This window comes from Pseudoalteromonas aurantia (assembly GCF_005886875.1).
GTDB classification, from domain to species: domain Bacteria; phylum Pseudomonadota; class Gammaproteobacteria; order Enterobacterales; family Alteromonadaceae; genus Pseudoalteromonas; species Pseudoalteromonas aurantia_A.
On the sequence record NZ_PNBY01000025.1, the window covers coordinates 22,163 to 46,664 of the forward strand.

The 24,502-nt window shown below is 40.5% G+C and carries 22 protein-coding genes and 2 pseudogenes; 18 read left to right on the forward strand and 6 right to left on the reverse strand.

Translation table 11 applies throughout. The features are described from left to right. Window positions 1–76: 76 nt before the first annotated feature. Both CWC18_RS05635 and CWC18_RS05640 read right to left on the reverse strand, forming a co-directional pair. On the reverse strand, window positions 77–1,681 hold the full coding sequence (locus tag CWC18_RS05635; RefSeq protein ID WP_138591837.1) for a methyl-accepting chemotaxis protein: 1,605 nt from the start codon (window positions 1,679–1,681) through the stop codon (window positions 77–79). Window positions 1,682–1,825: 144 nt separating this feature from the next. Further along, window positions 1,826–2,050 carry a hypothetical protein gene (locus CWC18_RS05640; RefSeq protein WP_138591836.1) on the reverse strand — a complete coding sequence of 75 codons (225 nt, stop codon included), beginning with the start codon at window positions 2,048–2,050 and terminating at the stop codon, window positions 1,826–1,828. A gap of 319 nt (window positions 2,051–2,369) precedes the next feature. Between CWC18_RS05640 and hisG the strand changes: the two genes are divergently transcribed. The 10 genes from hisG to CWC18_RS05690 all read left to right on the forward strand — a co-directional run bounded on the left by hisG (window position 2,370) and on the right by CWC18_RS05690 (window position 10,727). Beyond that, window positions 2,370–3,269 carry an ATP phosphoribosyltransferase gene (gene hisG, locus CWC18_RS05645; RefSeq protein ID WP_138591835.1) on the forward strand — a complete coding sequence of 300 codons (900 nt, stop codon included), beginning with the start codon at window positions 2,370–2,372 and terminating at the stop codon, window positions 3,267–3,269. Window positions 3,270–3,273: 4 nt separating this feature from the next. After that, on the forward strand, window positions 3,274–4,572 hold the full coding sequence (gene hisD / locus CWC18_RS05650; RefSeq protein ID WP_138674877.1) for a histidinol dehydrogenase: 1,299 nt from the start codon (window positions 3,274–3,276) through the stop codon (window positions 4,570–4,572). Beyond that, window positions 4,565–5,638, forward strand: coding sequence for a histidinol-phosphate transaminase (hisC, locus tag CWC18_RS05655; RefSeq protein WP_138674878.1), 1,074 nt, complete (start codon window positions 4,565–4,567; stop codon window positions 5,636–5,638). Before hisD ends, hisC begins: the two co-directional genes overlap by 8 nt. A 10-nt stretch (window positions 5,639–5,648) precedes the next feature. Continuing rightward, the gene (hisB, locus tag CWC18_RS05660; RefSeq protein WP_138591832.1) at window positions 5,649–6,710 is read left to right on the forward strand and encodes a bifunctional histidinol-phosphatase/imidazoleglycerol-phosphate dehydratase HisB; all 1,062 of its coding nucleotides are present in this window, start codon (window positions 5,649–5,651) and stop codon (window positions 6,708–6,710) included. Continuing rightward, on the forward strand, window positions 6,707–7,297 hold the full coding sequence (hisH, locus tag CWC18_RS05665; RefSeq protein WP_138591831.1) for an imidazole glycerol phosphate synthase subunit HisH: 591 nt from the start codon (window positions 6,707–6,709) through the stop codon (window positions 7,295–7,297). The genes hisB and hisH overlap by 4 nt, the downstream gene beginning before the upstream one ends. Window positions 7,298–7,308: 11 nt before the next feature. Continuing rightward, window positions 7,309–8,043 carry a 1-(5-phosphoribosyl)-5-[(5-phosphoribosylamino)methylideneamino] imidazole-4-carboxamide isomerase gene (locus CWC18_RS05670; protein ID WP_138674879.1) on the forward strand — a complete coding sequence of 245 codons (735 nt, stop codon included), beginning with the start codon at window positions 7,309–7,311 and terminating at the stop codon, window positions 8,041–8,043. Continuing rightward, complete coding sequence (hisF, locus tag CWC18_RS05675) at window positions 8,025–8,804, forward strand: imidazole glycerol phosphate synthase subunit HisF (protein WP_138591829.1); 780 nt, start codon at window positions 8,025–8,027, stop codon at window positions 8,802–8,804. Before CWC18_RS05670 ends, hisF begins: the two co-directional genes overlap by 19 nt. Next, window positions 8,795–9,406 (forward strand): bifunctional phosphoribosyl-AMP cyclohydrolase/phosphoribosyl-ATP diphosphatase HisIE, encoded by a 612-nt coding sequence (gene hisIE, locus CWC18_RS05680; protein ID WP_138591828.1) that lies wholly within the window; start codon window positions 8,795–8,797, stop codon window positions 9,404–9,406. The genes hisF and hisIE overlap by 10 nt, the downstream gene beginning before the upstream one ends. Window positions 9,407–9,468: 62 nt before the next feature. After that, window positions 9,469–9,954, forward strand: a complete 486-nt coding sequence (locus tag CWC18_RS05685) for a hypothetical protein (RefSeq protein WP_138591827.1) — start codon at window positions 9,469–9,471, stop codon at window positions 9,952–9,954. Beyond that, window positions 9,954–10,727, forward strand: coding sequence for a glycosyltransferase family 25 protein (locus CWC18_RS05690; RefSeq protein ID WP_138591826.1), 774 nt, complete (start codon window positions 9,954–9,956; stop codon window positions 10,725–10,727). Before CWC18_RS05685 ends, CWC18_RS05690 begins: the two co-directional genes overlap by 1 nt. A gap of 75 nt (window positions 10,728–10,802) precedes the next feature. Here the strand turns inward: CWC18_RS05690 and CWC18_RS05695 are convergent, their stop codons facing one another. After that, entirely contained in the window at window positions 10,803–12,587 is a 1,785-nt protein-coding gene (locus tag CWC18_RS05695) for a M61 family metallopeptidase (protein WP_138674880.1), read from the reverse strand. 184 nt (window positions 12,588–12,771) lie between these two features. Here CWC18_RS05695 and CWC18_RS05700 point away from each other — a divergent pair, with 184 nt between their 5' ends. The 6 genes from CWC18_RS05700 to CWC18_RS05725 all read left to right on the forward strand — a co-directional run bounded on the left by CWC18_RS05700 (window position 12,772) and on the right by CWC18_RS05725 (window position 19,854). Continuing rightward, entirely contained in the window at window positions 12,772–14,313 is a 1,542-nt protein-coding gene (locus CWC18_RS05700; RefSeq protein WP_138591824.1) for a GGDEF domain-containing protein, read from the forward strand. Window positions 14,314–14,327: 14 nt separating this feature from the next. Next, window positions 14,328–15,671, forward strand: a complete 1,344-nt coding sequence (gene ppnN / locus CWC18_RS05705) for a nucleotide 5'-monophosphate nucleosidase PpnN (protein WP_138591823.1) — start codon at window positions 14,328–14,330, stop codon at window positions 15,669–15,671. Then, window positions 15,668–16,459, forward strand: a complete 792-nt coding sequence (xni, locus tag CWC18_RS05710; protein WP_138591822.1) for a flap endonuclease Xni — start codon at window positions 15,668–15,670, stop codon at window positions 16,457–16,459. The genes ppnN and xni overlap by 4 nt, the downstream gene beginning before the upstream one ends. 48 nt (window positions 16,460–16,507) lie before the next feature. After that, a complete protein-coding gene (locus tag CWC18_RS05715; protein WP_138674881.1) occupies window positions 16,508–16,894 on the forward strand; it encodes a DUF3192 domain-containing protein in 387 nt (128 codons plus the stop codon). Beyond that, complete coding sequence (locus CWC18_RS05720) at window positions 16,894–18,588, forward strand: hypothetical protein (protein WP_138591820.1); 1,695 nt, start codon at window positions 16,894–16,896, stop codon at window positions 18,586–18,588. The genes CWC18_RS05715 and CWC18_RS05720 overlap by 1 nt, the downstream gene beginning before the upstream one ends. Before the next feature lie 258 nt (window positions 18,589–18,846). Continuing rightward, on the forward strand, window positions 18,847–19,854 hold the full coding sequence (locus CWC18_RS05725; protein ID WP_138591819.1) for an isocitrate dehydrogenase: 1,008 nt from the start codon (window positions 18,847–18,849) through the stop codon (window positions 19,852–19,854). A 211-nt stretch (window positions 19,855–20,065) separates the two neighbouring features. Here the strand turns inward: CWC18_RS05725 and CWC18_RS05730 are convergent. Further along, window positions 20,066–20,908 (reverse strand): annotated as a pseudogene (locus tag CWC18_RS05730) (IS4 family transposase); the annotation flags it as partial. Further along, a pseudogene (locus CWC18_RS21915) lies at window positions 20,889–21,074 on the reverse strand (transposase domain-containing protein); the annotation flags it as partial. The pseudogenes CWC18_RS21915 and CWC18_RS05730, both read right to left, overlap by 20 nt. Window positions 21,075–21,745: 671 nt before the next feature. Here CWC18_RS21915 and CWC18_RS05740 point away from each other — a divergent pair. Then, window positions 21,746–23,470: an acetolactate synthase 3 large subunit gene (locus tag CWC18_RS05740; protein WP_138591817.1), complete on the forward strand. Its 1,725-nt coding sequence runs from the start codon at window positions 21,746–21,748 to the stop codon at window positions 23,468–23,470. Continuing rightward, a complete protein-coding gene (gene ilvN, locus CWC18_RS05745; RefSeq protein WP_010361903.1) occupies window positions 23,470–23,967 on the forward strand; it encodes an acetolactate synthase small subunit in 498 nt (165 codons plus the stop codon). The genes CWC18_RS05740 and ilvN overlap by 1 nt, the downstream gene beginning before the upstream one ends. Window positions 23,968–24,029: 62 nt before the next feature. On the opposite strand, the gene CWC18_RS05750 is transcribed toward ilvN, so the two are convergent. Then, complete coding sequence (locus tag CWC18_RS05750; RefSeq protein WP_010361902.1) at window positions 24,030–24,305, reverse strand: HU family DNA-binding protein; 276 nt, start codon at window positions 24,303–24,305, stop codon at window positions 24,030–24,032. Between the last annotated feature and the right edge of the window lie 197 nt (window positions 24,306–24,502).

Here is a 24,502-nt window from a genome sequence, read left to right on the forward strand (position 1 = left end):
AAAAAATTTGCCAAGATTGTACGAAGAGTTCACGCATAGAGCAAGTAAGCTCTATGCGCAGATACCATGGCACATCCTAAACGGCAAACTTACTTAGTGTGGTTTCGAGGTGTTCAACATTCTCAGATAGTGCGCTTGCAGCACTTTGCGCAGCCTCAGAATTAGCAACGGCTTCGGTCGCAATTTCATTAATACTTGTAATGTCTTGACTAATCTCTTTGGTTACTGCTGCTTGCTCTTCTGCCGACGCAGCAACTGAGTCAATCATTCTATTAACCGTTTGAGCCTGGCTGACAATATCTTCGAGCGCTGCTAAAGCCTCTTCGCTTAACGATACTCCTTTATCAACAACCTCAGTGCTTTGTGCCATTCTTGACACCGCAATATCTGTCTCTTGCTGAATAGCACTTATTGACTCTGCGACTTCTTGTGTTGCTGTTGCTGTTCGACTAGCAAGCCCTCTAACTTCATCAGCAACTACCGCAAAACCACGCCCTTGTTCGCCAGCTCTTGCTGCCTCAATCGCCGCGTTAAGCGCCAATAAATTAGTTTGCTCGGCAATCTCATTGATCACCTTTATGATCTCTCCAATTTGCTTACCACGTTGCCCCAAATTACCGACCGAATCCGACAAGTCTTCAATGGTGGACGACACATCACGAATACTCATCACCATTTCATTAACAATCTTTCCGCCATGACTTGCGCTGCTGCCTGCTTGGTTTGCAATATCCGCCGCGTCGACACTCTGGTGAGCCACTTCAGCAATGGAGCTACTCATTTGAGCTGCCGCGGTGGAAATTTGATCTGCTTTTAGTTGCTGCTTATTGATCCCTTGTGCAACTTGCTCATTGATTTTGCCAAGTGTAGCACTGCTATCGCCAACTTCACCGGTTACTGCCTTAATTTGTCCGACAAGTGTGGTTAATGACGTTTGCATATCATTGATAGATGATGATAGCGCACTGATTTCATCTCCATGACTTGTTTCAAGTGCTTGAATATCCAATCGCCCTTGGGCAATATTCCCCGCTTGTACTACCACCAATTGCAGCCTCTGTGAGATTGAACGACCTAAACGCCACGCGATTAATACCGAGATAACTATCGCCACCAGCGTCATAACAACTAATATTGTATTTAAAAAATCAAGTTGATTCTGAATTTCTGTCATCGCGAGTGCTGTATCATCACGCTCTTCATTAGCCCCTACCTCTAAGATACCTTCTAACTTCGAAATATACTGTTTATCCAACTCGATTAACGTATCTAACTTTTCATTAAATGGTAATGACGCGCTAATTATTTTTGTCTCTGCAACCTGTATTAAGTCATCAATTAACCGTTTTATTTGAGCCATAACGCGTCGGTCTGCGGCCTTTTTAGATTCTAATTTATATAATTCTTCGTAATAATCTAATAACTCATTCTTATTATCATAGTAGCTTTGCGTCGCCCCATCTACAGCATTAACAATTGCATATAAAGCAGTATTAACATCACCCAGTTCATCAATCAGTTGCATATAGACGAACGCGCCGGGTACATCGTCACTGGCTACCTCTTGGGTAACGTAAGAAATCTCAATTTCTTTATAAATTACAAAGATTGAGGTGCATGAAAATAAAATCAACACAGCAAAAAATGCAGCGTGTAACTTTTGGACAATGGTAAAGTTCATATATATAACCCTGAATAGACTACATTACTACCGTGTAAATATCATACAGGCAGACCAACAAAAAACTTAATTAAATTAGATGATTGGGAAAGATTATATATTGAAGCAGCTAAAAAATACAACTTTTATATTAGTACAAAAGAACTAAGCCCATAAATCTAGGTGTTTATCAGTTTCATCTAGGCCATTGTTGCTATTTTGTTTATTTTTTGATGCTTTCGATTGCTTCTTGTTTTCAATATTCTCGCGCTTTTCTCGCTCAATTTTTATTCTATCAACTGCACTTTCTTGCACGCCTGCAATATAAAATAAAGGCTTGTGATGAACCTCAAGTCTGACAATATTAAATTGTGGTTTTAACGCATCCATAAGCATTTGTCCCCAACAACATGTTCTCATAATTTATTATCGGCAGTTATAAGATATTCTAAAGTTGATATAAAAAAAGCTTGCGCTACGTTCTGGTAATATGTTTATCTATAAGTGTAATCAAATACTAACGAAGAGTTAACCATGTTCAATACAATGACAGCTTTACATCATCATCATCATTCATCGGGATAACCTGTCAGGTATTTCGCTGGTGGGTTATTCCTAAAAGGAACCTCCGGCGAGCAAAATTCATAGCTTATTTTCGCCCTGAGGTTCCCTCGGGGTTTTTAGTTTTTAAACTTATGGAAAATAAATTATGAGCAACACAAATAGACTACGTATCGCAATTCAAAAATCTGGCCGCTTATCAAAAGACTGCCAAGACCTTTTAAAACAAATCGGTGTAAAATTAAATTTGCGTGAGCAACGTCTCATTGCGCACTCAACCAATATGCCAATTGATGTACTTCGTGTACGCGATGATGATATTCCAGGGTTAGTTATGGACGGCGTTTGTGATTTAGGCATTGTTGGTGAGAATGTTCTGGTGGAGTCTCAAGCCGAAAGACAAAATCAGCAACAAAATGCAGATGTGATCAAATTGTCTAAATTAGACTTTGGTTTTTGCCGACTGGCACTTGCCTGGCCGCAAGAGCTTGGTGAACAGTCAAAGGACTGGTTTGAAGGCAAAAGGATTGCAACAACGTACCCAGAGATTTTAAAACAGTACTTAAAGCGCGAAAATATCAGCGCAAGCGCAGTCATGCTTACAGGCTCGGTAGAAGTCGCGCCTAGAGCTGGTTTAGCTGACGCAATTTGTGATCTAGTATCAACCGGTGCTACCTTAGAAGCCAATGGATTAATGCAAGGAGAAACAATCCTTGAATCTAACGCTTGCCTCATTCAAAACCCAGCCCTGCAAGAGCCCGAAAAGCTCGCCCTAATTGAAAAGCTTATGCCTCGTTTAAAAGGGGTCAAACAAGCAAAAGAAAGCAAATATATCATGCTGCATGCACCAAAGAGCAAGTTAGATGAAATATGTGCGCTGCTGCCGGGCACAGGCCAACCAACACTTCTCGCATTGGCTGGTAGTGATGAATACGTTGCACTTCACATGGTAAGCAGTGAAACGCTTTTCTGGGAAACAATGGAAGAACTAAAAGAACTCGGTGCGAACTCAATCCTAGTTATGCCAATCGAAAAAATGATGGAGTAATCACGTGATCCGTTGGAACGAATTGACGTTACAGCAACAGCAAGGCGCACTAATGCGCCCTGCACTTTCAGCCAGCAAAAAAGTTGAAGCCGCTGTAAACGATATTATCGAGCAAGTAGCATTAAATGGTGATAGCGCACTCATCACATTCGCTGAAAAATTTGATAAGCGAAGTAATGTAAGGCTTCAGGTCCCTCAAGAAGAGATCGACAATAGTGTTCAAGCGCTGAGCGAAGAACTAAAAGTGGCAATTGACACAGCATATAACAATATTAAGACGTTTCACCAAACGCAGTTACCAAAAAGTACATCATTAGAAACAACGCCTGGGGTACTTTGCGAACTGCGCTACCAAGCCATAGATGCTGTTGGACTTTATGTGCCTGGTGGCAGTGCACCTTTACCTTCATCAGTATTGATGCAAGGTGTGTGCGCACAACTTAGCGGAGCAAAGACGATTGTACTTGCCACACCAGTCAATGGTGACAAGAAAATTGACCCAGCAATACTCTATGCCGCCAAGCTATGTGGGATCTCGACAGTGATTGAAAGTGGTGGCGCAGGTGCCATCGCAGCGATGGCGCTCGGCACAGAAACGGTGCCAAAAGTATGTAAAGTTTTTGGCCCTGGTAATAGCTATGTCACAATGGCAAAACAAATATTGAGCCAAAGCAAAGCAGGATTTGCCATTGATATGCCAGCAGGTCCCTCTGAAGTGTTGGTAATAGCAGACCAACGTGCAAACCCCGATTTTATTGCAGCAGATTTGTTATCACAAGCAGAGCATGGTCGTGATTCTCAGGTTATTTTATTATGTACCAACACATCAGTCATTGAAAAAACGCAGCAGGCCATCGAAGCGCAATTAGCGTCACTCCCTCGAGCAGATATCGCGCGAGCGGCTATGCAAAATAGTAGTCTCATTTTGGTAGAGTCAATTGAGCAAGCCTTTGCCGTTTCGACTGAATATGGACCAGAGCATTTAATACTGCAACTTGGAGAACCGGAGCAGTATTTGCCGTTAGTCAATAACGCAGGATCTGTATTTGTTGGTGACTATACCCCAGAGTCGGCTGGCGATTATGCCTCAGGTACCAACCATGTATTACCTACTTATGGTTACAGCAAAGTATATTCTAGTTTGAATCTATTAGATTTTTTTAGAACATACACCGTTCAAACAATATCAAAACAAGGGCTTAAAGCATTAAGCTCAGCCATATTGCCACTAGCAGAGGCTGAAGGGTTAGACGCCCATGCCTACGCAGTTAAAGTAAGACTGGAGCGATTAACCAATGACTGATAAACCAGCACAAGACACGTTGTTACCTGGCAATATAGAAGCACTGACGGCTTATAGTTCTGCAAAAAGTGAAAAAGTATCAGGTAATATATGGCTCAATGCCAATGAAAGCCCTTATGTGAAAGACGTAAATATCATACTGAGTGACCTAAATAGGTATCCTGACCCACAACCTGCCCCCGTTATAGATGCATATGCAGATTATGCGGGCGTAAGTTCAGAACAAGTTATTATGACCCGCGGTGCAGACGAAGGTATCGACCTATTAGTGCGAACCTATTGTGAGCCTGCAACAGACAATATTGCACTATTTTTGCCAACTTATGGCATGTATAAAGTAACCGCTGACACACATAATGTTGCTGTTAATGGCCTATCGCAAGATTTATTGCTAAGTGGCACTGTCGAAGACATCATTAAAGCAGTATCAGGCAGTAAACTGGTATTCATTTGCAACCCAAACAACCCGACAGGTAGTATCACGCCAGTAGAAAAAATTGCCCAAGTCACTAAAGCATTGGCCGGTAAGGCCATCGTTGTAGTTGATGAAGCCTACATAGAGTTTTCAGAATCTAATTCATGCGCTCTACTGCTTAAGGACTTCGACAACCTTGTAATTTTACGAACGCTATCAAAGGCATTTGCACTGGCAGGCTTGCGCACTGGATTCATGTTGGGTGATAAATCAATCCTCACGCCTATTCGCAAAGTTATAGCGCCTTACCCTGTATCAACCGTGGTTGCACAAATCGCTGAAAAAGCCTTGAACAGTGATGCAATCACTCAGATGCGTCGCCAAGTAACCATTTTAAACAAAGCCAAACTAACGCTTTTAAGTTGGTTGGAACAGTCTCCCGCTGTCAACAACATACTCAGTGGTGACGGCAACTTTGTGACATTACAACTTAAAGACAAAAGCTGTTTATCTTTCGCGGCACAAATGGGGTTAGTAATGAGACCTTTTAATTTATATGGCCAAGATAACTGGCTGCGTATATCAATTGGTAATGAACAAGACTTAAAATCCGTTAAAGATTGGCTAGACGTCATCTCGGCGCAAGTGTAAGGAATTAATAATGAGCAGTCCATATTTATTCATAGACAGAGATGGCACGCTAATAGACGAGCCAAAAACAGATAAACAAGTCGATAGCCTTGAAAAGCTCGTCCTGTTGCCTAATGTGATCACCGCCCTCCTCCAATTACAAAATGCAGGTTACAAGCTTGTCATGGTATCTAATCAAGATGGGCTAGGTACCGATAGTTTTCCAACCGCTAACTTCGACATAGCACAAAATAAAATGATGGAGATATTTGAAAGTCAGGGAATATGTTTCGAAGAAGTGTTGATCTGCCCACACTTTGATGAAGAAAACTGTAACTGTCGAAAGCCAAAAACCGGGTTACTCACACAAATTATGCGCTCTGGTAAAGTTGACCTTGCTAAATCATATGTAATTGGAGATCGACAAACCGATATAGGGCTCGCTGAAAACTTGTGTATCGAAGGTATTTTATATGAAGGAAGTTGGTCCCACATTGTAACCCAGCTGACCACATTAAACAGAAAAGCAACGGTAAGTCGCAATACCAAAGAAACACAGATCAGTGTTTCAGCTAATCTTGATCAAACAAAAAATGGCGACATTTCAACAGGGTTAGGCTTTTTCGACCATATGCTCGACCAAATTAGGACGCACGCAAATATAGGCTTAAATATTATCGCTAAAGGCGATCTTCACATCGATGAACACCACCTTGTAGAAGACGTTGGCATTGCATTAGGGCAAGTCATAAAACAAGCTCTGGGCACAAAATCACAAATAGCGAGGTATGGTTTCTCTTTACCAATGGATGAGTGCAAAGCAGAATGTCAACTTGACTTATCAGGGCGTGCATCATTTGTGCTCAATGCCGAGTTTAGCCGGAAAAGTACGGGAGACTTGGATGTACAAATGGTGGAACATTTCTTTAAATCACTCGCCGATAATGCACAGATCAGCTTAATTTTATCGGTCTCTGATGGTAACTGTCATCACCAAGTTGAGGGGTTATTCAAAGCCTTTTCTCGGGCATTAAGAATGGCTATTGCACAAGATACCACGCAACAAACAGCCAGTTCTAAGGGGTGCTTATGATAGCCATTATTAATACCGGTTGTGCCAACATCAACTCAGTGAGATTCGCTTTTGAACGCCTTGGCGTTAAGCCTGAGGTGATAATAGATCCTGCTAAACTGGCGCATTTTGACCGCGCCATTCTCCCAGGTGTCGGACATGCTAAAGTCGCAATGGAACGCCTAACAGCCTTAGGCTGGGATGCCGCAATAAACGACTATCAAAAGCCACTGATGGGGATCTGTTTAGGAATGCAGCTACTATGTGACAGCACTGAAGAAGGAAATATATCGTGTCTTGGCAAAATACCGGGGGATGTTTCTGCATTAGACGTAAAAGGGTTAACCGCCCCACATATGGGTTGGAATAACTTAACACACTGTGTAAAGCACCCATTGACTGCCAATATCAGTCGCAATGATCAAGTCTACTTTGTGCACAGTTTTGCGCACTCGGTCAACGACACGACCTTGGCGCAAGGCGAATATGGTCAGTGCTTTTCAGCTATTGTTGCTAAAGACAATTATGCGGGAATGCAGTTTCACCCTGAGCGAAGTGCCAAAGTCGGCGCAACCTTACTACAAAACTTTGTTAATTGGACACTGTAAAGGACCTTATTATGATCATACCTGCATTAGATGTATTACAAAATCAGATTGTTAGGCTGTATCAAGGCAAATACGATACCGCTCAGTTTTACCCGTTCAAACTCGATGAACGGCTACTGACTTACCAGACTTGTGGCGCAACTAAACTTCACTTAGTTGACTTGGAAGGAGCTCGGGATCCTGCTAAAAAACAATGGCAACAAATTCAAGCCGCCACCAACCAATTATCGGTTCCTTATCAAATTGGCGGTGGGATCCGAAGCTATGAAGATGTTAAACAATGGCTTGACGCTGGTGCTTCTCAAGTTGTGATCGGCTCAATGGCTGTCGACCAACAAGGTCAGGTGTCGAATTGGATTCAAGAATTTGGCGCTGAACGTTTCGTTATAGCCCTAGATGTAAACAAAACTGATACACGGTGGGCACCAGCGACACATGGTTGGTTATCTGACGCAAAAGTTGAATTGTTTGAACTCGTCGACTTTTATACTGAACTGGGCATAATCGACTTTTTATGCACGGACATCAGTAAGGATGGTACCATGACAGGTCCCTCTTTTACGTTATACGAACAACTTTGTGCACATAATAAGAACATCAAAGTGCAAGCATCTGGCGGAGTGAGTTCGTTAGCAGATATAACTCGACTCGTTGAGATAGGGGTAGGCGGTATTATTCTTGGAAAATCACTGCTAGATGGCGCATTTACAGTTGAGGAGGCACTCGCATGTTATCAAAGCGAATAATCCCGTGCTTAGACGTCAAGAATGGACAAGTCGTCAAAGGCGTTAAGTTCAAAGGCCATGAAGTTGTTGGCGACATTTTAGAGTTGGCAAAGCTCTACAGTGATGCCGGTGCTGATGAGTTAGTATTTTATGAGATAAGTGCCAGCGTAGAGAAGCGTTTATTAGATGTTAATTGGGTGCAAACGATCGCTCGATATATTGATATTCCTTTTTGTGTTGCCGGCGGCATAAAATCAGTAGCCGACGCTGCAAAGGTACTGGAACAAGGTGCTGATAAGATCAGTATCAATAGCCCAGCAATAGCACGACCTGCACTAATAAAAGAATTGCACGATGAATTCGGCAAGCAATGTGTTGTTGTAGGGATAGATAGTTTTTACGATGTAAAGACAGACCAATACTTAGTGTATCAACTTACTGGCGATCCTAATGCTTCGAGTCAAACGCGCTATAAAACCCAAGATTGGGTTAAAACAGTACAAGAGTTAGGTGCAGGTGAAATCGTTCTAAACTGTATGAATCAAGACGGAGTAAGAAAAGGTTACGACAATGACCAATTAAGTGAGATAAGAGCCATTTGTGATGTGCCGCTGATTGCTTCCGGTGGTGCAGGTACAATGCAAGACTTCGCTGATGTATTTAAACAGAGCCAGGTCGATGGCGCATTAGCCGCCAGCGTATTTCATAAAAACATTATAAATATTAACGAACTTAAGCAGTTTCTAACATCTCAAAATATAGCGAGTAGACTATGCAATTAACCCCCACAAACCTAACACAATTAGATTTTGATAAAGCAAAGTTACTGCCAGCCATTGTGCAACATGCCACATCAGGTGTGATCCTCATGCAAGGGTTTATGAACAGTGATGCAATAAAAATGACATTAGAAAAGAAACTCGTGACATTTTATTCTCGATCAAAACAACGCCTTTGGACCAAAGGGGAGACTTCTAATAATGTGCTCAACTTGGTAAGCGCACATACCGATTGCGATCAAGATTCAATATTATTGTTTGCGTTACCTGAGGGGCCCACATGTCATTTGGGTACCCAAAGTTGCTTTGGAGACGCCAAACCCGCAATCGGATTTTTAGCAGAGCTAGAAGAAGTCATTGTATCTCGTAAAAATGATAACCCAGACTCAAGTTACACGGCATCCTTGTTTGCCAAAGACATTAGTCGTAGCTGTCAAAAAGTCGGAGAAGAAGGCGTTGAAGTAGCCCTTGCTGCAATGAAAGCTGACGTAAACGAATTAGAAAATGAGTCTGCAGATTTGCTCTATCATTTATTGGTCTTGTTACAGCGCAGTGAAACTAATTTATCAAGCGTTATAAACTGCCTGCAAAACAGACATAAATAACACGAGTCTGGTCTTTCCGTTTTACCATGGTATGCTTGCTAAAAATAGTTAAGGATCTCACCATGGTAAAACCTCTTCTTAGCGTCTTTTCCCTTATTATTGGTTTAACTGGCTGTAATACATCATCACCCTCAAAGCAAGATCAAGTCGATACACTGAGTCTGTGTGAAAAGGTTGAAGCACTCATTAATAGTGCTCCATCGGGTTTTGAACCGTTAAAAGGTGCTCAAACCTCGACCCCATTTTTAACATCATGGCAAGCAAAAGCACATTTGGTCGGTAAGCAATGTCAAATAAGTAACTACAGTACTGGATCTACTGGCTATCATTGTGAACAGAATTTTTCTAGCGAAAACCTTGCCTCACACGTATTTGATACCTCAAAGCACCTGGTTGAATCATGTTTAAGTACTGAGTGGAAAGCGGTAAAAAAGAAAAACACGCTACAATTTTCAAAAGCGGCGCAGTCTCCTACCCTTAGTCTTTCCAAGCACGATACTTTTGATAAAAATAAGCCTTGGCAAGTTAAATTAGAGATATCACAGTAATGCACGATAACATTCCTGCTATATTTTTGATCAACTTAGATCAAAGTACCCAACGCTTAAAAGCGTGTACCGATAGGTTAAATAGCCAAAATATTCCTTTTGAACGAGTATCTGGCGTCTATGGAAAGTCTTTAACTCAAGAGGAGCTCACCCGTCACTACAGTCACACCTTGAATCTAAAAAAGTATCATCGTGCACTTAGTCAAGGTGAAATCGGTTGCTACTTAAGCCACAGAAAGGCATGGCAAACCATTGTTGATCGACAACTTGATTATGCCATTATCATTGAGGACGATTTTAAAATTGTTGGCCCTTTACAAGATGTATTCGACTCAATAGCTGAACTTAACTTTGATTGGCAACTCATTAAACTTGCCGCTTATGAAAATAGAGAAAAACCAATTTCGTATAAGTCTAAGTTAAATAGCCACTTCGACCTAGTGGTCCATAAAAAGGCGATGACAGGCTGCTGTGCTCAAGCCATTAGTTTAGAAGGCGCTAAGCAGCTTCTAAAGGCGACCGACAAGTTTGCACGACCAGTTGACACTGATATACAACATATTTGGGAAACCAACGTCCCCGTGTATTCAATGATGCCCTATTACATTGAACAAGCTGGTGAATTTGAGAGTGATATTGCCAAAGCATCGAGCGGTACTCCAGTTAAAAAGTACTTTTGGAAAAGAAAATGGCAGCAGTTTCTAGAAAAGCGGCTTAACCACACAGCAACACGCAAAGCCATCGAGGCACTCAAAAGTAAGCTCAATAACTAATATACACCACGCTATGTTCACTCCAGCTAATGTAAGATAATAACTGGAGTGAATATGTTCAGCTGAGGTAGCTAATTACTTAATAGGGTGAGATGGGTGCTCGACCCCCATCCAAGCTTTATACAGATTAGCTTGTCTAATTGATGGATTTAATATCGCCCTTACTAACTTAGGCTTACTATAATCACGTGACAGGGTCAATGTTGTACTCATCAATCTGTCGCGCCTGATAAAATCAACCGTCACTTTATCACTGGCAGAAAAACTTTGTAATGTTGCACTGAGTGACTTTCTAACATGTTGCTTGTTCACCGCGACAATCTTATCACCAGGGGTAAGGCCCGCAGTCCAAGCCGCTCCTTCTCTTGCAACATGATTGAGTATTAATACTTCGCCACTATTTTTTGCTATGGCATCCATTGACGCAACGGGTTTTGCAGATGAAGGGCGTGCATGTTCTAAACCGACCTGCGCCAATAATGCATCAAAGTCCAAATTTAATGGCTCATCTACATGTTTCGTCCACCACTGACTATAATCTCTCCCACTTAACTGCTTTAAAATTGCTTTTACATCAGCACTGGTAAACGAATTTGGCAGTTTATGCTGTTTATATAACTCGCGATGTACGTCCTTATAGCTGACGCTCCCATCACTCTTTGCTAATAAATCAATATCTAGCGCCATAGAAACAAGCGTACCTTCAGAATAAATATTGGTACTGAAGTTTTTGCCGTGATCGCCCCCTTGGTTGATCCATTTATCGAAACTTGTTTGGGCAACAGACTGAATTTCTCGACCGGGAGTGTTTAAATGGCGATTAATGGTACGAGTGAGTCCTTTAAAGTACTCTTGGTTGGTTGTGATACCTGCACTAAGTAATAAATAATCTTCCAAATAACTTGTTGACCCTTCAGCCAACCAAAGTAAATCGCTATAGTTAATATCCATATAGTCGTAAGGTACTAAGCCCGCTGGCCGATAGTTTTTCACGTTCCAAGTATGAATAAACTCGTGAGCAGCTGTGGAGATAAACGCAACATAGTCATCTCTTTTAGCAAACGAATCTCTATGGCGTTGAATTATTGTTGAGTTTAAGTGTTCGGTAGCACCGCGTGCACCACTCGTTGCGTGTACCATGAAGACATAACGTTGGTATGGGTAAGCATCCCAAATCAGGGTACCCGTTTTGACTAGTTTTTCTAAATCTCTCAGCATTAACGCAACATCGTAATTGCCTTCACCCCATATCACTAATTCGTAATGTCGGCCGTCAACTTCAAACTTACGTAATTCATTAATACCCGTTTCTATTGGTGAATCTAGTAAAACATCATAATTGTTAGCGACAAAACTGTGTTTATTATCTCCAAACGCCATGCCCGATACAGATCGCCAAGTGTCAGGAACATCTAATTCAACACTCACAGGCTCTTGTCGAAAAGAATCGCTGAACATAAAAAAACCCGATGCATCAATGAATGCATGACTGTCATCAATATGCCTTGCTCGAAGCCCTAACTCATTTGCGTAAACCTGATAATCAATATTAACTTTTGTAGGCTCATCAAAATGAACACGCCAGGTACTTTTATCTACTTTTTCCCACTCTAACGCTTTGCCATTTTGATCTTCGGCATTAAATAGTCGAACACCATTTGCTAAATTCAATATTTCATAACGACCCGTGCGCCAATCAGGTAGTTTTATATCTAGATGGGATTGCGCAGATTTAGGGAACGTAATTGACACGTCACCTAAATGATGAGTGCCTTGGTCTATTTTTAGTTGGTATGCAACTTCAGCAAACGAAAAGAACGGCGTACACGCCAAAGCAATTAGGGTTGGTTTATTTATCATAACTTTTTAAATAACAATGTTTTCTTCGACCCTATCAAATCTCTTATCTTGTTATTTATAAAACGCGGTGAATCCCCATTTTTATTTGAAGAAATGCCAGCAAAACGCAAAATCATCTACATTAGTCAGATATTTGTTGTAAACTTGTGAGTGAGAACCTTTACAACGGAAATGGCCTATATTTGTGACTGATAATACTGAGCATTTAGAAAAAAAACTCGGGCAAGCAATAAAAGTTCGCAAAGCCCTAGAAACAGCAAGAAAATATCAGGTTGATGTGCTATCGCAATTTGCGGCCAAATTATCTCTTAGCTGTAAAGGTCAAGACGTCGCCTTAGATAACCAACTTGCTAAATTCAGAAGTGCGTTAAACAAGGGCATGGACTTTGAAGAATTCTCTCCCCTGATTGATAATATGAGCACCATGCTAAAAAAGCAAGAAGCGGTCAATTCAGCTAACCATCGACAGTTACTTCAATCCATTACTGACTCAGGAAAGCAACTACAGCGCGTAAAAGGTTTGCCTGAAGATGGACGAAGAATGCTTCGCTACCTGTTAGATCATGAACTTGACGTACAATCGACCAATGAGTTTATTCCCATACTCGATAAACTTGTTACAATTTACAATAAAGCACTGCAAAGCAAAGCAACGGTATTAACTGATACACCCAGCTCAGGGCCAGACAAAAACCCTGAAGTTGCTGCTGAGTTACTCGCTTTAGCTAACGAGTTAATTTTTGACGAAGATGTCGCAAATGAAGTTAAATCAATCAAGAATAATATAAGTCTAAATGACAATGTTGATGTATTGCTAGAATCAGCACTGGGTATTGTCAGAATCATTGTAAAAAGTATTGCTAGAGAGCGTCAATCTGCTCAAGGTTTTTTAGTTTCGTTAAATCAAACATTAGAAGAGCTACATTCTTCTATTATTGATACAACTAAAAACTCTCGCTCAATGAGTGACGAACTCAATGGCTTGAATAAAAAAATAGAAACAAAAATAAAAAGCCTGAACGAACAGACGCAAAAAGCAACTTCTATGACAGAACTAAAAGCACTAGTAGATGGCGAGCTTAAAATTTTAAGCAGTGATTTAGTCAAACGAGAAAAACTCGAACGAGCTGATAAGGAGGCACTTTTTGCCAGCTTTGAAAAGATTAACGATAGGATAAATGTTCTTGAAACCAAAGTCACAAATTATAAAAAGCGGCTCTCTGAGCAACGTTTTAAAAACTTACTAGACGGGTTAACCAAACTGCCAAACCGAGCTGCGTTTGACGACCGATTTAATCAAGAGTTTCACCTTTTTGATTTACAAAAAACAGATGTTACATTAGTGGTCATTGATATTGACCATTTTAAGTCTATCAACGACCAGTATGGTCATAGTGCTGGCGATAAAACGCTGCAAGTTATTGCCCGAGCACTAAAAAAATCAATTAGAAAAAGTGATTTCATTGCCCGTTATGGCGGTGAAGAGTTTGTACTGCTAATGCCTGGCATGCCGCTTGGTCAAGCAAAGCAACCTCTAGAGAAAGTACGTACTACAATTAAATCAATACCGTTTAAGTTCAAAGAGAAACAAGTACAAATCACCATATCTTTAGGCGCAACACAGTTTAAAGAAGGTGATACACCGTTGTCAGCTTTTGATAGAGCCGATGACGCACTTTACGAGGCAAAGAACAGCGGAAGAGACCGTATTTGTCTTCGTGAATAATAAGGAGAATGCCTATGCAAATACAGTTAAACCCAACGGGTGTACTAAATCTGTTATCTCAACTTGAAGTAGACTTATTACAACAATCTTCACATAGCGAACGCTATCGCCTTTTTAGGAACTGCGCTCTTGCAGTACTCAACGTCGGTAGCCATACCGACTCCAGCTCTGAAATATACAACAAGTACCAAGACTTTGCGATAAGGCTTATCGCAAGAGAGCGAGGTATTAAAATAGAGCTGGATAACCCGCCTGACACCGCCTTCGTAGACGGAGAAATAATTACAGGTATTCACGAGCATATTTTCTCAGTAATAAGGGACATTTTATTTATTTGCCAAAAACATCAAGAGCAAATACACGTCCCTAGAGAAATCACTCATATGGTGTTTGATATGCTGCGCAACGCAGATGCCTTACAAGTGAATGCTGATCCTAACCTCATTGTATGTTGGGGTGGACATTCTATTAATGAAACCGAGTATCAGTATACTAAAGAAGTTGGCTATCAGCTTGGTTTGCGCGGTATGAACATATGCACAGGCTGTGGTCCAGGGGCGATGAAGGGCCCAATGAAAGGTGCAACTATTGGGCATGCTAAACAGCGTATTACAAGCAATCGCTATTTGGGACTTACAGAGCCAAGTATCATTGCAGCAGAGCCACCTAATCCCATCGTAAATGAACTGGTTATTTTACCCGATATTGAAAAACGGTTGGAAGCATTTGTTAGAATGTCTCATGGGATCATCATATTCCCTGGAGGGGCCGGTACAGCTGAAGAGCTACTTTATTTACTTGGGATTTTGTTACACCCAGATAATACAAAGCAATGTTTACCCGTCATTTTAACAGGCCCAAAAGAGTCAGAAAGTTACTTTACTGAAATATGCGCGTTTGTAGAAAGCATCCTAGGAAAAGAAGCGCTCAATAAATTCGAAGTGATTGTAGACGACCCAACACTAGTCGCAACAAAACTCAAACAGAGTATGACGGATGTCAGACAATACAGAAAAGAGCAAGGTGACGCATATTATTTCAATTGGACATTAAAAATTGATAATGAATTTCAAATGCCATTTGCGCCGACTCATGAAAATATGTCTGGACTTAACTTACATTTAGAACAACCAACGCAATTATTGGCAGCCAATTTACGTCGTGCGTTTTCTGGAATTGTTGCTGGTAATGTCAAAGATGAGGGGATCAGAGCCATCAAGCGCAGTGGACCATATACGCTCAGTGGTGACACCTCTTTAATGAAGGATATGGATAAACTTCTGCAAGCTTTTGTCGAACAAGGTAGAATGAAGCTTCCAGGCAGTAAATATATCCCGTGTTATAAAATAAAAGCATGAATAAAAACATAGTACTTATCGATGCGCTGAACTTAATTCGGCGCATTTTTGCTGTTGATATGCAGCATTCACACCACAGCGACCAACAGATAATCGCATCTTGTAAAGCAAGGGTGAAGCACGCAACCCAAAAAATTATTCAATTAACTAAACCAACACATATGATTGCGGTTTTTGACGGCGATCAAAGTTGGCGTTATCACTACTTTGAACAGTATAAGCATTCAAGGAAACCGATGCCTTCTTTGCTTTTTGGCAACTTAACAACTATCTGTGAAGCATTTTCTGAATTAGGTGTCACAGCATATCGTCCAGAGCAAGATGAAGCTGATGACATTATAGCGACACTTGCCTATAAAGCTCAGACTAACGGTATCTCCTCAACAATTATCTCTACAGACAAAGGGTTTTACCCTTTTATAAGTGACTATATCGGTATCTTTGATTATTTTAAAAAAGCATGGGTCACCGATGAAGAGGTAGAATCTCGATTTGGCGTTCCTAAATCATCACTTATTGAGCTATGGGCATTAGCAGGCGATAAAACCAACGATATCCCCGGTGTTGCAGGGATTGGGAGCAAATCTGCCGTAGCGCTAATTAGAGAATATGGTAATGTTGACACGGCTATGGCAAACGAACAATTTAAGCCTGCCTTGCGTAATAAAATCACGGAGGGTATGGATAACTACATCATTAGCAAAAATCTCGTTACGTTACGTACTGATATTCATTTAGGCTTCAACCTAAATCAAATAAGATTAACTGCTTTAGATGCAATGGTTTAAATATACAGCGCTTTGCTATACTCAACATAATCGGTTTATGAGCATTATATGATAAAAAAAGTACTACAATACATTGTGTTAGGATTAGCAGTATATGCTGTCATTGTTATGTTGGTCATTAACTTTTATAAAGACGATCCGCAGGCAATGATTTGGCAAGACCGAGAAGCGTTTAACAATCGCTTTATTTCTAAATTAGAGATTGGACAGGAAAAAACCATTGATGGTGTGCTCAAAACTCTAGGGAGTCCTGATTTAACTTTTGCTAAAAAAGACAATGATAACGTTGTACAAATTATTTACTATCGAACCCAATTGGTTAAGTCCGATGGCATTACCACTCGTGACGAATGCACAGGTCTATTATTTGAGAACGGCAAACTGACATTGTGGGGCCCTAGTGCCTCTGTAGCATATGAGAAGGCGTTTAATTAGTGTATGAATTTGAGGCCAGTCCAAAGCAACTAAAGCGATTGTTTGATCACACTCATCAAGCCCTTCGTTTATATTATAATAAAGAAAAATGGCCTGCGATTTACCCCACATTAACCCAATTAGCTGAACGCTTTGTTTTAATGTATAACCATACACCCAATGCACTACACGCACATTTACAATTTTACGCTGCAGACCATGGATACACCACTAACCTCGTCGTAAATCAATGTATTGTGATATGCGCACTGTGTCACGCAAACGGATATTCGTCACAATTTACAGAAGAACTCGTATTAGCTTGCCTATCAGACCACATTTGCAGCACGAATGAAACCAATCGCTTAGCTAACGCGAAGTCGCTTAATGTCCAAGAACAAAAACTATTAAAACTACGTCACCAAATCGCAATCAAGATGCTAAAAAGTGCGAAAGTACCAAGCGGCCAGTTGCAACGAATTTTAGCTCGCCTTGATAAATACACCGCCGCGATCACAGGTGTCAAGCACATCCCCCTTTATGACAATACAACCGTGCTAGTGTGCCTAGCAAAGCGAATTTCAAAAGCGATAACCCCGCGCCCCAAAGTCAGAACTTTTAATATTACCCAAACAATTAAGTCTTTATATGTTAATACCCACAATCAGTTTGCACAATCGAGTCTAACAGCACTTGCACAGCAATTTGCACATTACCCGACCGGTGTTATGGTTAATTATAAGAGCGACCATGCAATGGTGCTTGCAAAGGCCAATAAATCTATAACTCTGGGAATATTAAAAGATAATAAAGTTGCAGGAGTGGTCAAAACATCTAAACAACTCAGCCCTTTTTATAAACCAATCATTACAACAGACAAAACGCTTTTATATAGTATTTGGTTTAATGATCAAGTCATTGAGTTGCCGCAACGAGAGCACAATAATAAGGATATGATTTTAGAGGCCGTTGGTAAACTAGGCCAAGAACAATATATAGAGTTTAAGGCAATTGAGAAAACCATAGCCCCTTTTACTCAATTAGAACAAGCATTGCGTCACGCTGCTCGCCAATATAATAGGCAGGGCCAAAAAGCCACAACACTTAGACATTGTTTAACTATGGTTGGACTGGATACTGCTGGGCTCCTTTGTCAACGTGTATTGTTAGAAACCTTATTAGCTGAACAACCCCATCCATTCTCTGCCGATATTTGGTGTAAATACACCCTAATAAATAAGATAATTTTTGTTTTACTCAGTAAAAGTAAACCTGAATCGTTTGAAGCCCTTTTGGGGCCATTTACTGCTGTCATCTATTTTATTGTGCTGAACCATGACTCACAAATCATGAGACTAGTTACTCCGCCATCAGATGATTTCTCTCAAATACCTATTTCAACCGCCTGTATTTTTGGATTTGAACAACTCGATGGCTCATTATTAAATGAGTTTGTGCAAGACAACTTCAGGTTTTCTAAGATGCATAATGCCTTTGCCGAAACAGAGCTAACAGAAAAGCAAAGCTTATCTGTCGATGCCAAGCTGTTTTCTGCTATTAAACTCATTACTGTCATTATACTAACCGGTGAAACCCAACTAACCGCTTGGCAAAGCCAAGTTTTAGACTCAATATTAGACGAATTTAACTGGCAAAGTCGGACGCAAATCTTGACAGCCATCTTAGAGCAATCGCCTCTGTGCACAATTGAATAACCATATTTGTTTAAAAAAAAACCAAGATGCAGTAAATATGACCCATCATTTACGATATAAATACCATGCATAGCAAACATAATTAATATTTATACCTTTTCTACATTCCTTACTGGAATATCTCAGTATAAATTGATATAAATCGCCCTTAAAATTCAAGCGAACAGACACTCCCCTCGATTTTGTTTACTACACTAAATGATGTCAGCTCAAATGTAGGGCTAGTGTTTATATACATATTTGATAAAGGAAACTTACATGGCTAAGCAAACCATTACCGTAATTAAAGGCGACGGCATCGGCCCAAGCATCATTGACTCAGCAATTGAGATCCTAAATGCAGCAGGCTGTGACTTTGACTATGAATTCGTCGATGCAGGTCTTGCAGCTCTTGAAAAAACAGGTGCATTACTGCCTAAAGAAACGCTTGAAGTCATTGAGAAAAATAAAATCACCTTAAAAGGCCCACTCACTACGCCTGTTGGCGAAGGGTTTACATCAATCAATGTAACACTACGTAAACAGTTTGGTCTATATGCAAATGTGCGCCCGGTAAAATCTTTTGAAGGCACTAAAGCACGTTATGATGACATCGATATCATCACAGTACGAGAAAATACACAAGGTATGTACTCAGGGCTTGGTCAAGTAATCTCTGAAGATGGTAACGAAGCAGAAGCAATGTCAAAAATCACGCGAGAAGGGGCGGAGAAGATTGTAACTTTCGCTTATGAGCTAGCACAAAGAGAAGGCCGTAAAAAAGTAACCGCTGTACACAAAGCCAATATCTTAAAATCAACTTCAGGTCTTTTCCTAAAAGTTGCACGTGAAGTTGGCGAGCGTTACCCTGACATTGAGTCGGCAGAAATGATTGTTGATGCAACCTGTATGAAACTCGTAATGACGCCTGAAGAGTTTGACGTTATTGTTACGACAAACCTGTTTGGTGATATCTTATCAGATTTATGTGCGGGTTTGGTCGGTGGACTTGGTATGGCGCCAGGTGCAAACATTGGTGAAAATGCTGCAATCTTTGAAGCTGTTCACGGAAGTGCACCAGACATTGCGGGTAAAAACTTAGCGAACCCAACATCTGTTATTTTAGCTTCAATTCAGATGTTGGAATATTTACAAATGGGTGACACAGCCGAGCGAATTCGCAACGCCGTTGCTGAAGTAATTAGAACCGGTGACCGTACTACACGTGACCTTGGTGGTAATAGTGGTACAACTGACTTCACACAAGCAGTTATCGACCGCCTATAATTACTCACTTATCAAAAGTCCCCATTATACGCAATGCCAGTCAGTTAAGAATTGACTGGCATGTTCTTTTATATGGATATTTCCTATCAAGAAGCCGGTCTGGTAATACGAACATGCTCAGTGTTTTCAGTAATTCTTCATAGTGTAAAGGCAACTTATTTGCACTGTGGATTGGTGTAAACATTAAAAAAGCGACGATATACCGTATGCATTAACTAAAACTTAGTTGTCTTGGTATCAGCTTATTTTCCGCTTTTGCTGCATCAGTCATGACTATACGTATTAAGTTATATGCCACTAGCAAGCCCAACAACCCCTGACGTGCCATATCTGGCTTTTTACTTCGTAATGCATGTTTGGATTGATGCAGTCCTAGTTTCATTTCTCTAAATCCGAGCTCTATCTCCCAACGTTGAGTATAAACTTCCGTTAACTCATCATATGGATAACGCGCGGGGTCAATCAACGAGATTAGTACACGATAGCTTTTTCCATTCACTTTATAAGTTGTGAGCTGTGCGGTTATTTGCTCTGGCAAATCAGCAAACTTTCTTTTAGCTTGAGGACTGCTTGTGAGAATGATAATTTTATCGTTGGTGTTGATGCTGCGCTCAATTTGATATTGTAAGTCCTTCCGATCTGGTAGGTTCCAGTGTGTATTCTGTCCTTGAGTGTGCCAATGAGATAAAAGGCCTAAAGAATAGTAGCCTAGGTCAAATAGCGTTGAAGAGTCGTCAGGGACTGAAGGTAAAAGTATTTTAGCAAGCGTCATCTCTCCAACATGACGAGCATTAAAACTGCTATTCAATAAAAGGTGGCTCGATACTTCCATCAAACTACACATTCTGATTTGAGGATAACTCCCTTCACCAAATTGATTGCTGTCGCTCCCAAACGCATTGTGATTTTCTTTATTATATTGCGTTCTAAAACTTACACCATCAACAACCAATAAATTCAGCCAACACCACTGTTGAAAAGCATGTTCGAAAAATGTTTTTTTGGCAAGTAATTGAAATGTGTATTGTACCGCATCAGCGCCTAAACGTTGACGGCCTTGAACTAAACACTGGGCGCAACCAGTTTATTTTTTCAGTCAGAGTAATATCTAGTCGACTAGCGATATCCCAGAGCGTTTCGTTACGAAATAAGCTCATACCAATGACTGACCACATTATGGCTTTTAATGGCAGTCTTCTACGGCGAACAGTTGCTACTCCTGCATGCTCAAAAGTTTACTCAAGTATACCCAGTTCAAGGACATTCTTATGTTTATCCAATGTATGTACATCATCTAAAAATGTAGATAGGTCTTCAAAATGGTTAGAAAGAGACATAAAAAATTTGATATTAGTTTTCTAATATCGGATTCTGAACCCTTTAAAAGATCGGTTAACTGATCTATTTATTTCTTGACTGATCAGCACTGAGCATTATGCGGACTTTTTTACACTCATACTTTAATACTAAACTATATTTACCTGTTTTCTAGCCAGATTAGTGCAATAGATGACTACCTGACAAAACTATTCTGACTTTATGACGATTAGGAAGTCCTGTGAATCAAGAAATAGTGAATTAATAATGCCATAAATCACTTAAAGCCACACCAAATACACATAAAACTTTAAAAAAAAATATATAACGCGTTATTTATGCAAAAAGTAAGAAGTGCGGTTGACAGTTCAGACAAAAACATTTTTAATAACTTATGTTAATAAATATTTGGATCGTCACCAAAATGAAACGTATTTCTCACTTATCTGTCCTCGTCCTGGTCTTATACTTAAGTCCAGCGGGGTCGTGTTGAGTAAATTTACGCTTTAACCCCGCAACTGCGGGGTTTTTTTTGGTTCAAATTTAGTGTTCGGGCAATAACTGAGGAATGAGGATGAATAAAGAGCAATTTAATGGCTCCGAGTTAGTAGTAAAAGCGCTGAAAGAGCTTGATGTTGAATATATATTTGGTTATCCAGGCGGATCAGTGCTTGATTTGTATGATGCGCTTTTCCAGCAAGATGATGTGAAGCATATTTTAGTTCGCCATGAACAAGCAGCGACACACATGGCTGATGGCTATGCAAGGGCAACAGGTCAAGTTGGAGTGGTGCTCGCTACATCTGGACCAGGTGCGACAAATTGTATCACCGGTATCGCAACAGCATATATGGATTCAATCCCCATGGTGGTTCTTTCTGGTCAAGTCCCCTCCTCTTTGATTGGGGATGATGCATTTCAAGAAACTGACATTGTAGGATGTTCACGGCCGATTGTGAAACATAGCTTCAATTGCCGTGATCCCCAAGAAATTCCAACCATACTGGCCAAAGCATTTTTTCTCGCTGCTAGCGGACGGCCTGGGCCTGTTGTGGTTGAACTGCCAAAAGACATTCTCAACCCCCAAACAAAGTTTGATTATAAGTTTGGAACATGCACAAAAATGCGTACTTATCAGCCAAATGTAAAGGGACATCCTAAGCAAATCAAAAAAGCGGTCACTGCAATTTTAGATGCCCAACGGTTAGTTATCTACTCTGGTGGAGGGATCATTCTTTCAGATACTTCAAAGCAACTTACAGAGCTGGTTGAAACACTAAATGCACCAATTACTAATACCTTAATGGGCCTTGGTGGGATCAGTGGTACTCACCCTAATTTCATTGGTATGCTAGGTATGCATGGAAGCTTAGAAGCAAATAAAGCGATGGCAAATGCCGATGTAATTCTCGCTTTAGGTGCAAGATTCGACGATAGAGTTACCAACAATGTTAAAAAGTTTTGCCCGAATGCGACCATCATTCATGTGGATGTCGATCCTACCTCGATTTCAAAAACGATACCTGCACACATCCCTGTTGTTGGCTGTTTAGCTACCGTTTTAGGTCAACTACAAACTGCACTCGATACCAATGAGAAGCGAATCGACCGCAGTGCCCAAGAAGATTGGTGGCAACAGATAACACAATGGCGAGCTGCTAAATGCTTACAATACGATACAGAAAAGGATTGTATCAAACCACAAACAGTGATTGAAAAAGTTTACCAAGTTACACAAGGTGAAGCATATGTCAGTTCCGATGTAGGACAACATCAAATGTTTGCAGCCCAGTATTATCCATTTAAATATCCGCGTCAGTGGATCAACTCTGGTGGTCTTGGAACAATGGGGTTTGGTCTTCCCGCAGCAATGGGGGTTAAACTTGCTTTTCCTGATAAACATGTTGTGTGTGTGACTGGAGATGGTTCAATTCAAATGAACATACAAGAGCTATCTACCTGCCTTCAATATGGGCTTGCAGTAAAAATTGTCTCATTGAATAACCGCTCTTTAGGCATGGTTAGGCAATGGCAGGATATGATGTATGATGGTCGGCATTCAAGCTCCTACATGGACTCTTTACCTGACTTTATAAAGCTAACTGAGAGCTATGGACATGTTGGTATTCGGGTTGACCATCCTGATGAATTAGATGCTGCGCTGGAGAAAGCATTTTCGATAACAGACAAATTAGTATTTTTAGATATCCGAGTTGATGAAAAAGAACATGTATACCCCATGCAAATCAAACTCGGCGCAATTGATGATATGTGGCTTAAAAAGGGAGTAAAAGGATAATGCGTAGAATTCTGAGTATTTTGTTAGAGAATGAACCTGGCTCTTTATCTCGTATTGTCGGCTTGTTCTCTCAACGCGCTTACAATATTGACAGCTTAACTGTAGGCACAACCGATGATAATACCTTATCTCGCATCACTATCACGACACAAGGCGATGACCGCATCGTTGAACAGATCACCAAGCAAGTTAATAAGTTGGTCGATGTGTTAAAAGTGATAGATTTAACCGACATGCCAAACATTGAAAGAGAGTTATTACTTGTTAAAGTATACGCTAAAGATGAAGTAACACGTGCATCAGTAACGCGTATTGCAGATGTTTACAGTGGCGCAATCATCGATATGGGTAAACAAAGTTATACCTTGCAGCTGATCAGTAATGCCGAAAAAATAGAGTCCTTTTTAGATATGTTACGCCATGAAACAGATATCATTGAATTAGTACGTTCTGGCGCGGTTGGCATTGGTCGAGGCGATAAAGCACTCAAAGGTTAGAATTACTTATAAAAACATAAAAGGGGCTGAATAGCCCCTTTTCTTTACATATAAATCAAGCTTTATGGATTAACTTGATCTTTTAGACCTTTACCCGCTTTGAAACTTGGGATATTTGCCGCTGCAATTTGTATTTCGTCACCAGTCTGTGGATTACGACCGGTGCGTGCAGCACGCTCTTTTACAGAGAAAGTACCAAAACCAACCAGTGCAACCGAATCACCATCTTTTAAAGACGTAGTTACAGCACCTGTAAATGCTTCAAGAGCACGAGCTGCTGCTGCTTTAGAAATTTCAGCATCTGCCGCCATTTTTTCTACTAGTTGAGCTTTATTCATTATAAGATTCCTATTCATTTATATTTTGCCTGAGCAAAAGCTATGTTTATGCATTTTAACTAGATGTGCAACCATTTCTTGAGATTTTTCAGAAAAAACCTACGATACTCAGTGATGGCGCGCGTTCATTGCACATTTTGCGTTAAATCTAGCCAGCAAATACAAACTACCAAGGCGTTGACAATTAAGCAATACTT

Coding starts and splice junctions, on each gene's coding strand:
- CWC18_RS05635 (WP_138591837.1), bottom strand. CDS start 1,681: ATGAACTTTACCATTGTCCAAAAGTTACACGCTGCATTTTTTGCTGTG.
- CWC18_RS05640 (WP_138591836.1), bottom strand. CDS start 2,050: ATGGATGCGTTAAAACCACAATTTAATATTGTCAGACTTGAGGTTCAT.
- hisG (WP_138591835.1), top strand. CDS start 2,370: ATGAGCAACACAAATAGACTACGTATCGCAATTCAAAAATCTGGCCGC.
- hisC (WP_138674878.1), top strand. CDS start 4,565: ATGACTGATAAACCAGCACAAGACACGTTGTTACCTGGCAATATAGAA.
- hisB (WP_138591832.1), top strand. CDS start 5,649: ATGAGCAGTCCATATTTATTCATAGACAGAGATGGCACGCTAATAGAC.
- hisH (WP_138591831.1), top strand. CDS start 6,707: ATGATAGCCATTATTAATACCGGTTGTGCCAACATCAACTCAGTGAGA.
- CWC18_RS05670 (WP_138674879.1), top strand. CDS start 7,309: ATGATCATACCTGCATTAGATGTATTACAAAATCAGATTGTTAGGCTG.
- hisF (WP_138591829.1), top strand. CDS start 8,025: ATGTTATCAAAGCGAATAATCCCGTGCTTAGACGTCAAGAATGGACAA.
- hisIE (WP_138591828.1), top strand. CDS start 8,795: ATGCAATTAACCCCCACAAACCTAACACAATTAGATTTTGATAAAGCA.
- CWC18_RS05685 (WP_138591827.1), top strand. CDS start 9,469: ATGGTAAAACCTCTTCTTAGCGTCTTTTCCCTTATTATTGGTTTAACT.
- CWC18_RS05690 (WP_138591826.1), top strand. CDS start 9,954: ATGCACGATAACATTCCTGCTATATTTTTGATCAACTTAGATCAAAGT.
- CWC18_RS05695 (WP_138674880.1), bottom strand. CDS start 12,587: ATGATAAATAAACCAACCCTAATTGCTTTGGCGTGTACGCCGTTCTTT.
- ppnN (WP_138591823.1), top strand. CDS start 14,328: ATGCAAATACAGTTAAACCCAACGGGTGTACTAAATCTGTTATCTCAA.
- xni (WP_138591822.1), top strand. CDS start 15,668: ATGAATAAAAACATAGTACTTATCGATGCGCTGAACTTAATTCGGCGC.
- CWC18_RS05715 (WP_138674881.1), top strand. CDS start 16,508: ATGATAAAAAAAGTACTACAATACATTGTGTTAGGATTAGCAGTATAT.
- CWC18_RS05725 (WP_138591819.1), top strand. CDS start 18,847: ATGGCTAAGCAAACCATTACCGTAATTAAAGGCGACGGCATCGGCCCA.
- CWC18_RS05740 (WP_138591817.1), top strand. CDS start 21,746: ATGAATAAAGAGCAATTTAATGGCTCCGAGTTAGTAGTAAAAGCGCTG.
- ilvN (WP_010361903.1), top strand. CDS start 23,470: ATGCGTAGAATTCTGAGTATTTTGTTAGAGAATGAACCTGGCTCTTTA.
- CWC18_RS05750 (WP_010361902.1), bottom strand. CDS start 24,305: ATGAATAAAGCTCAACTAGTAGAAAAAATGGCGGCAGATGCTGAAATT.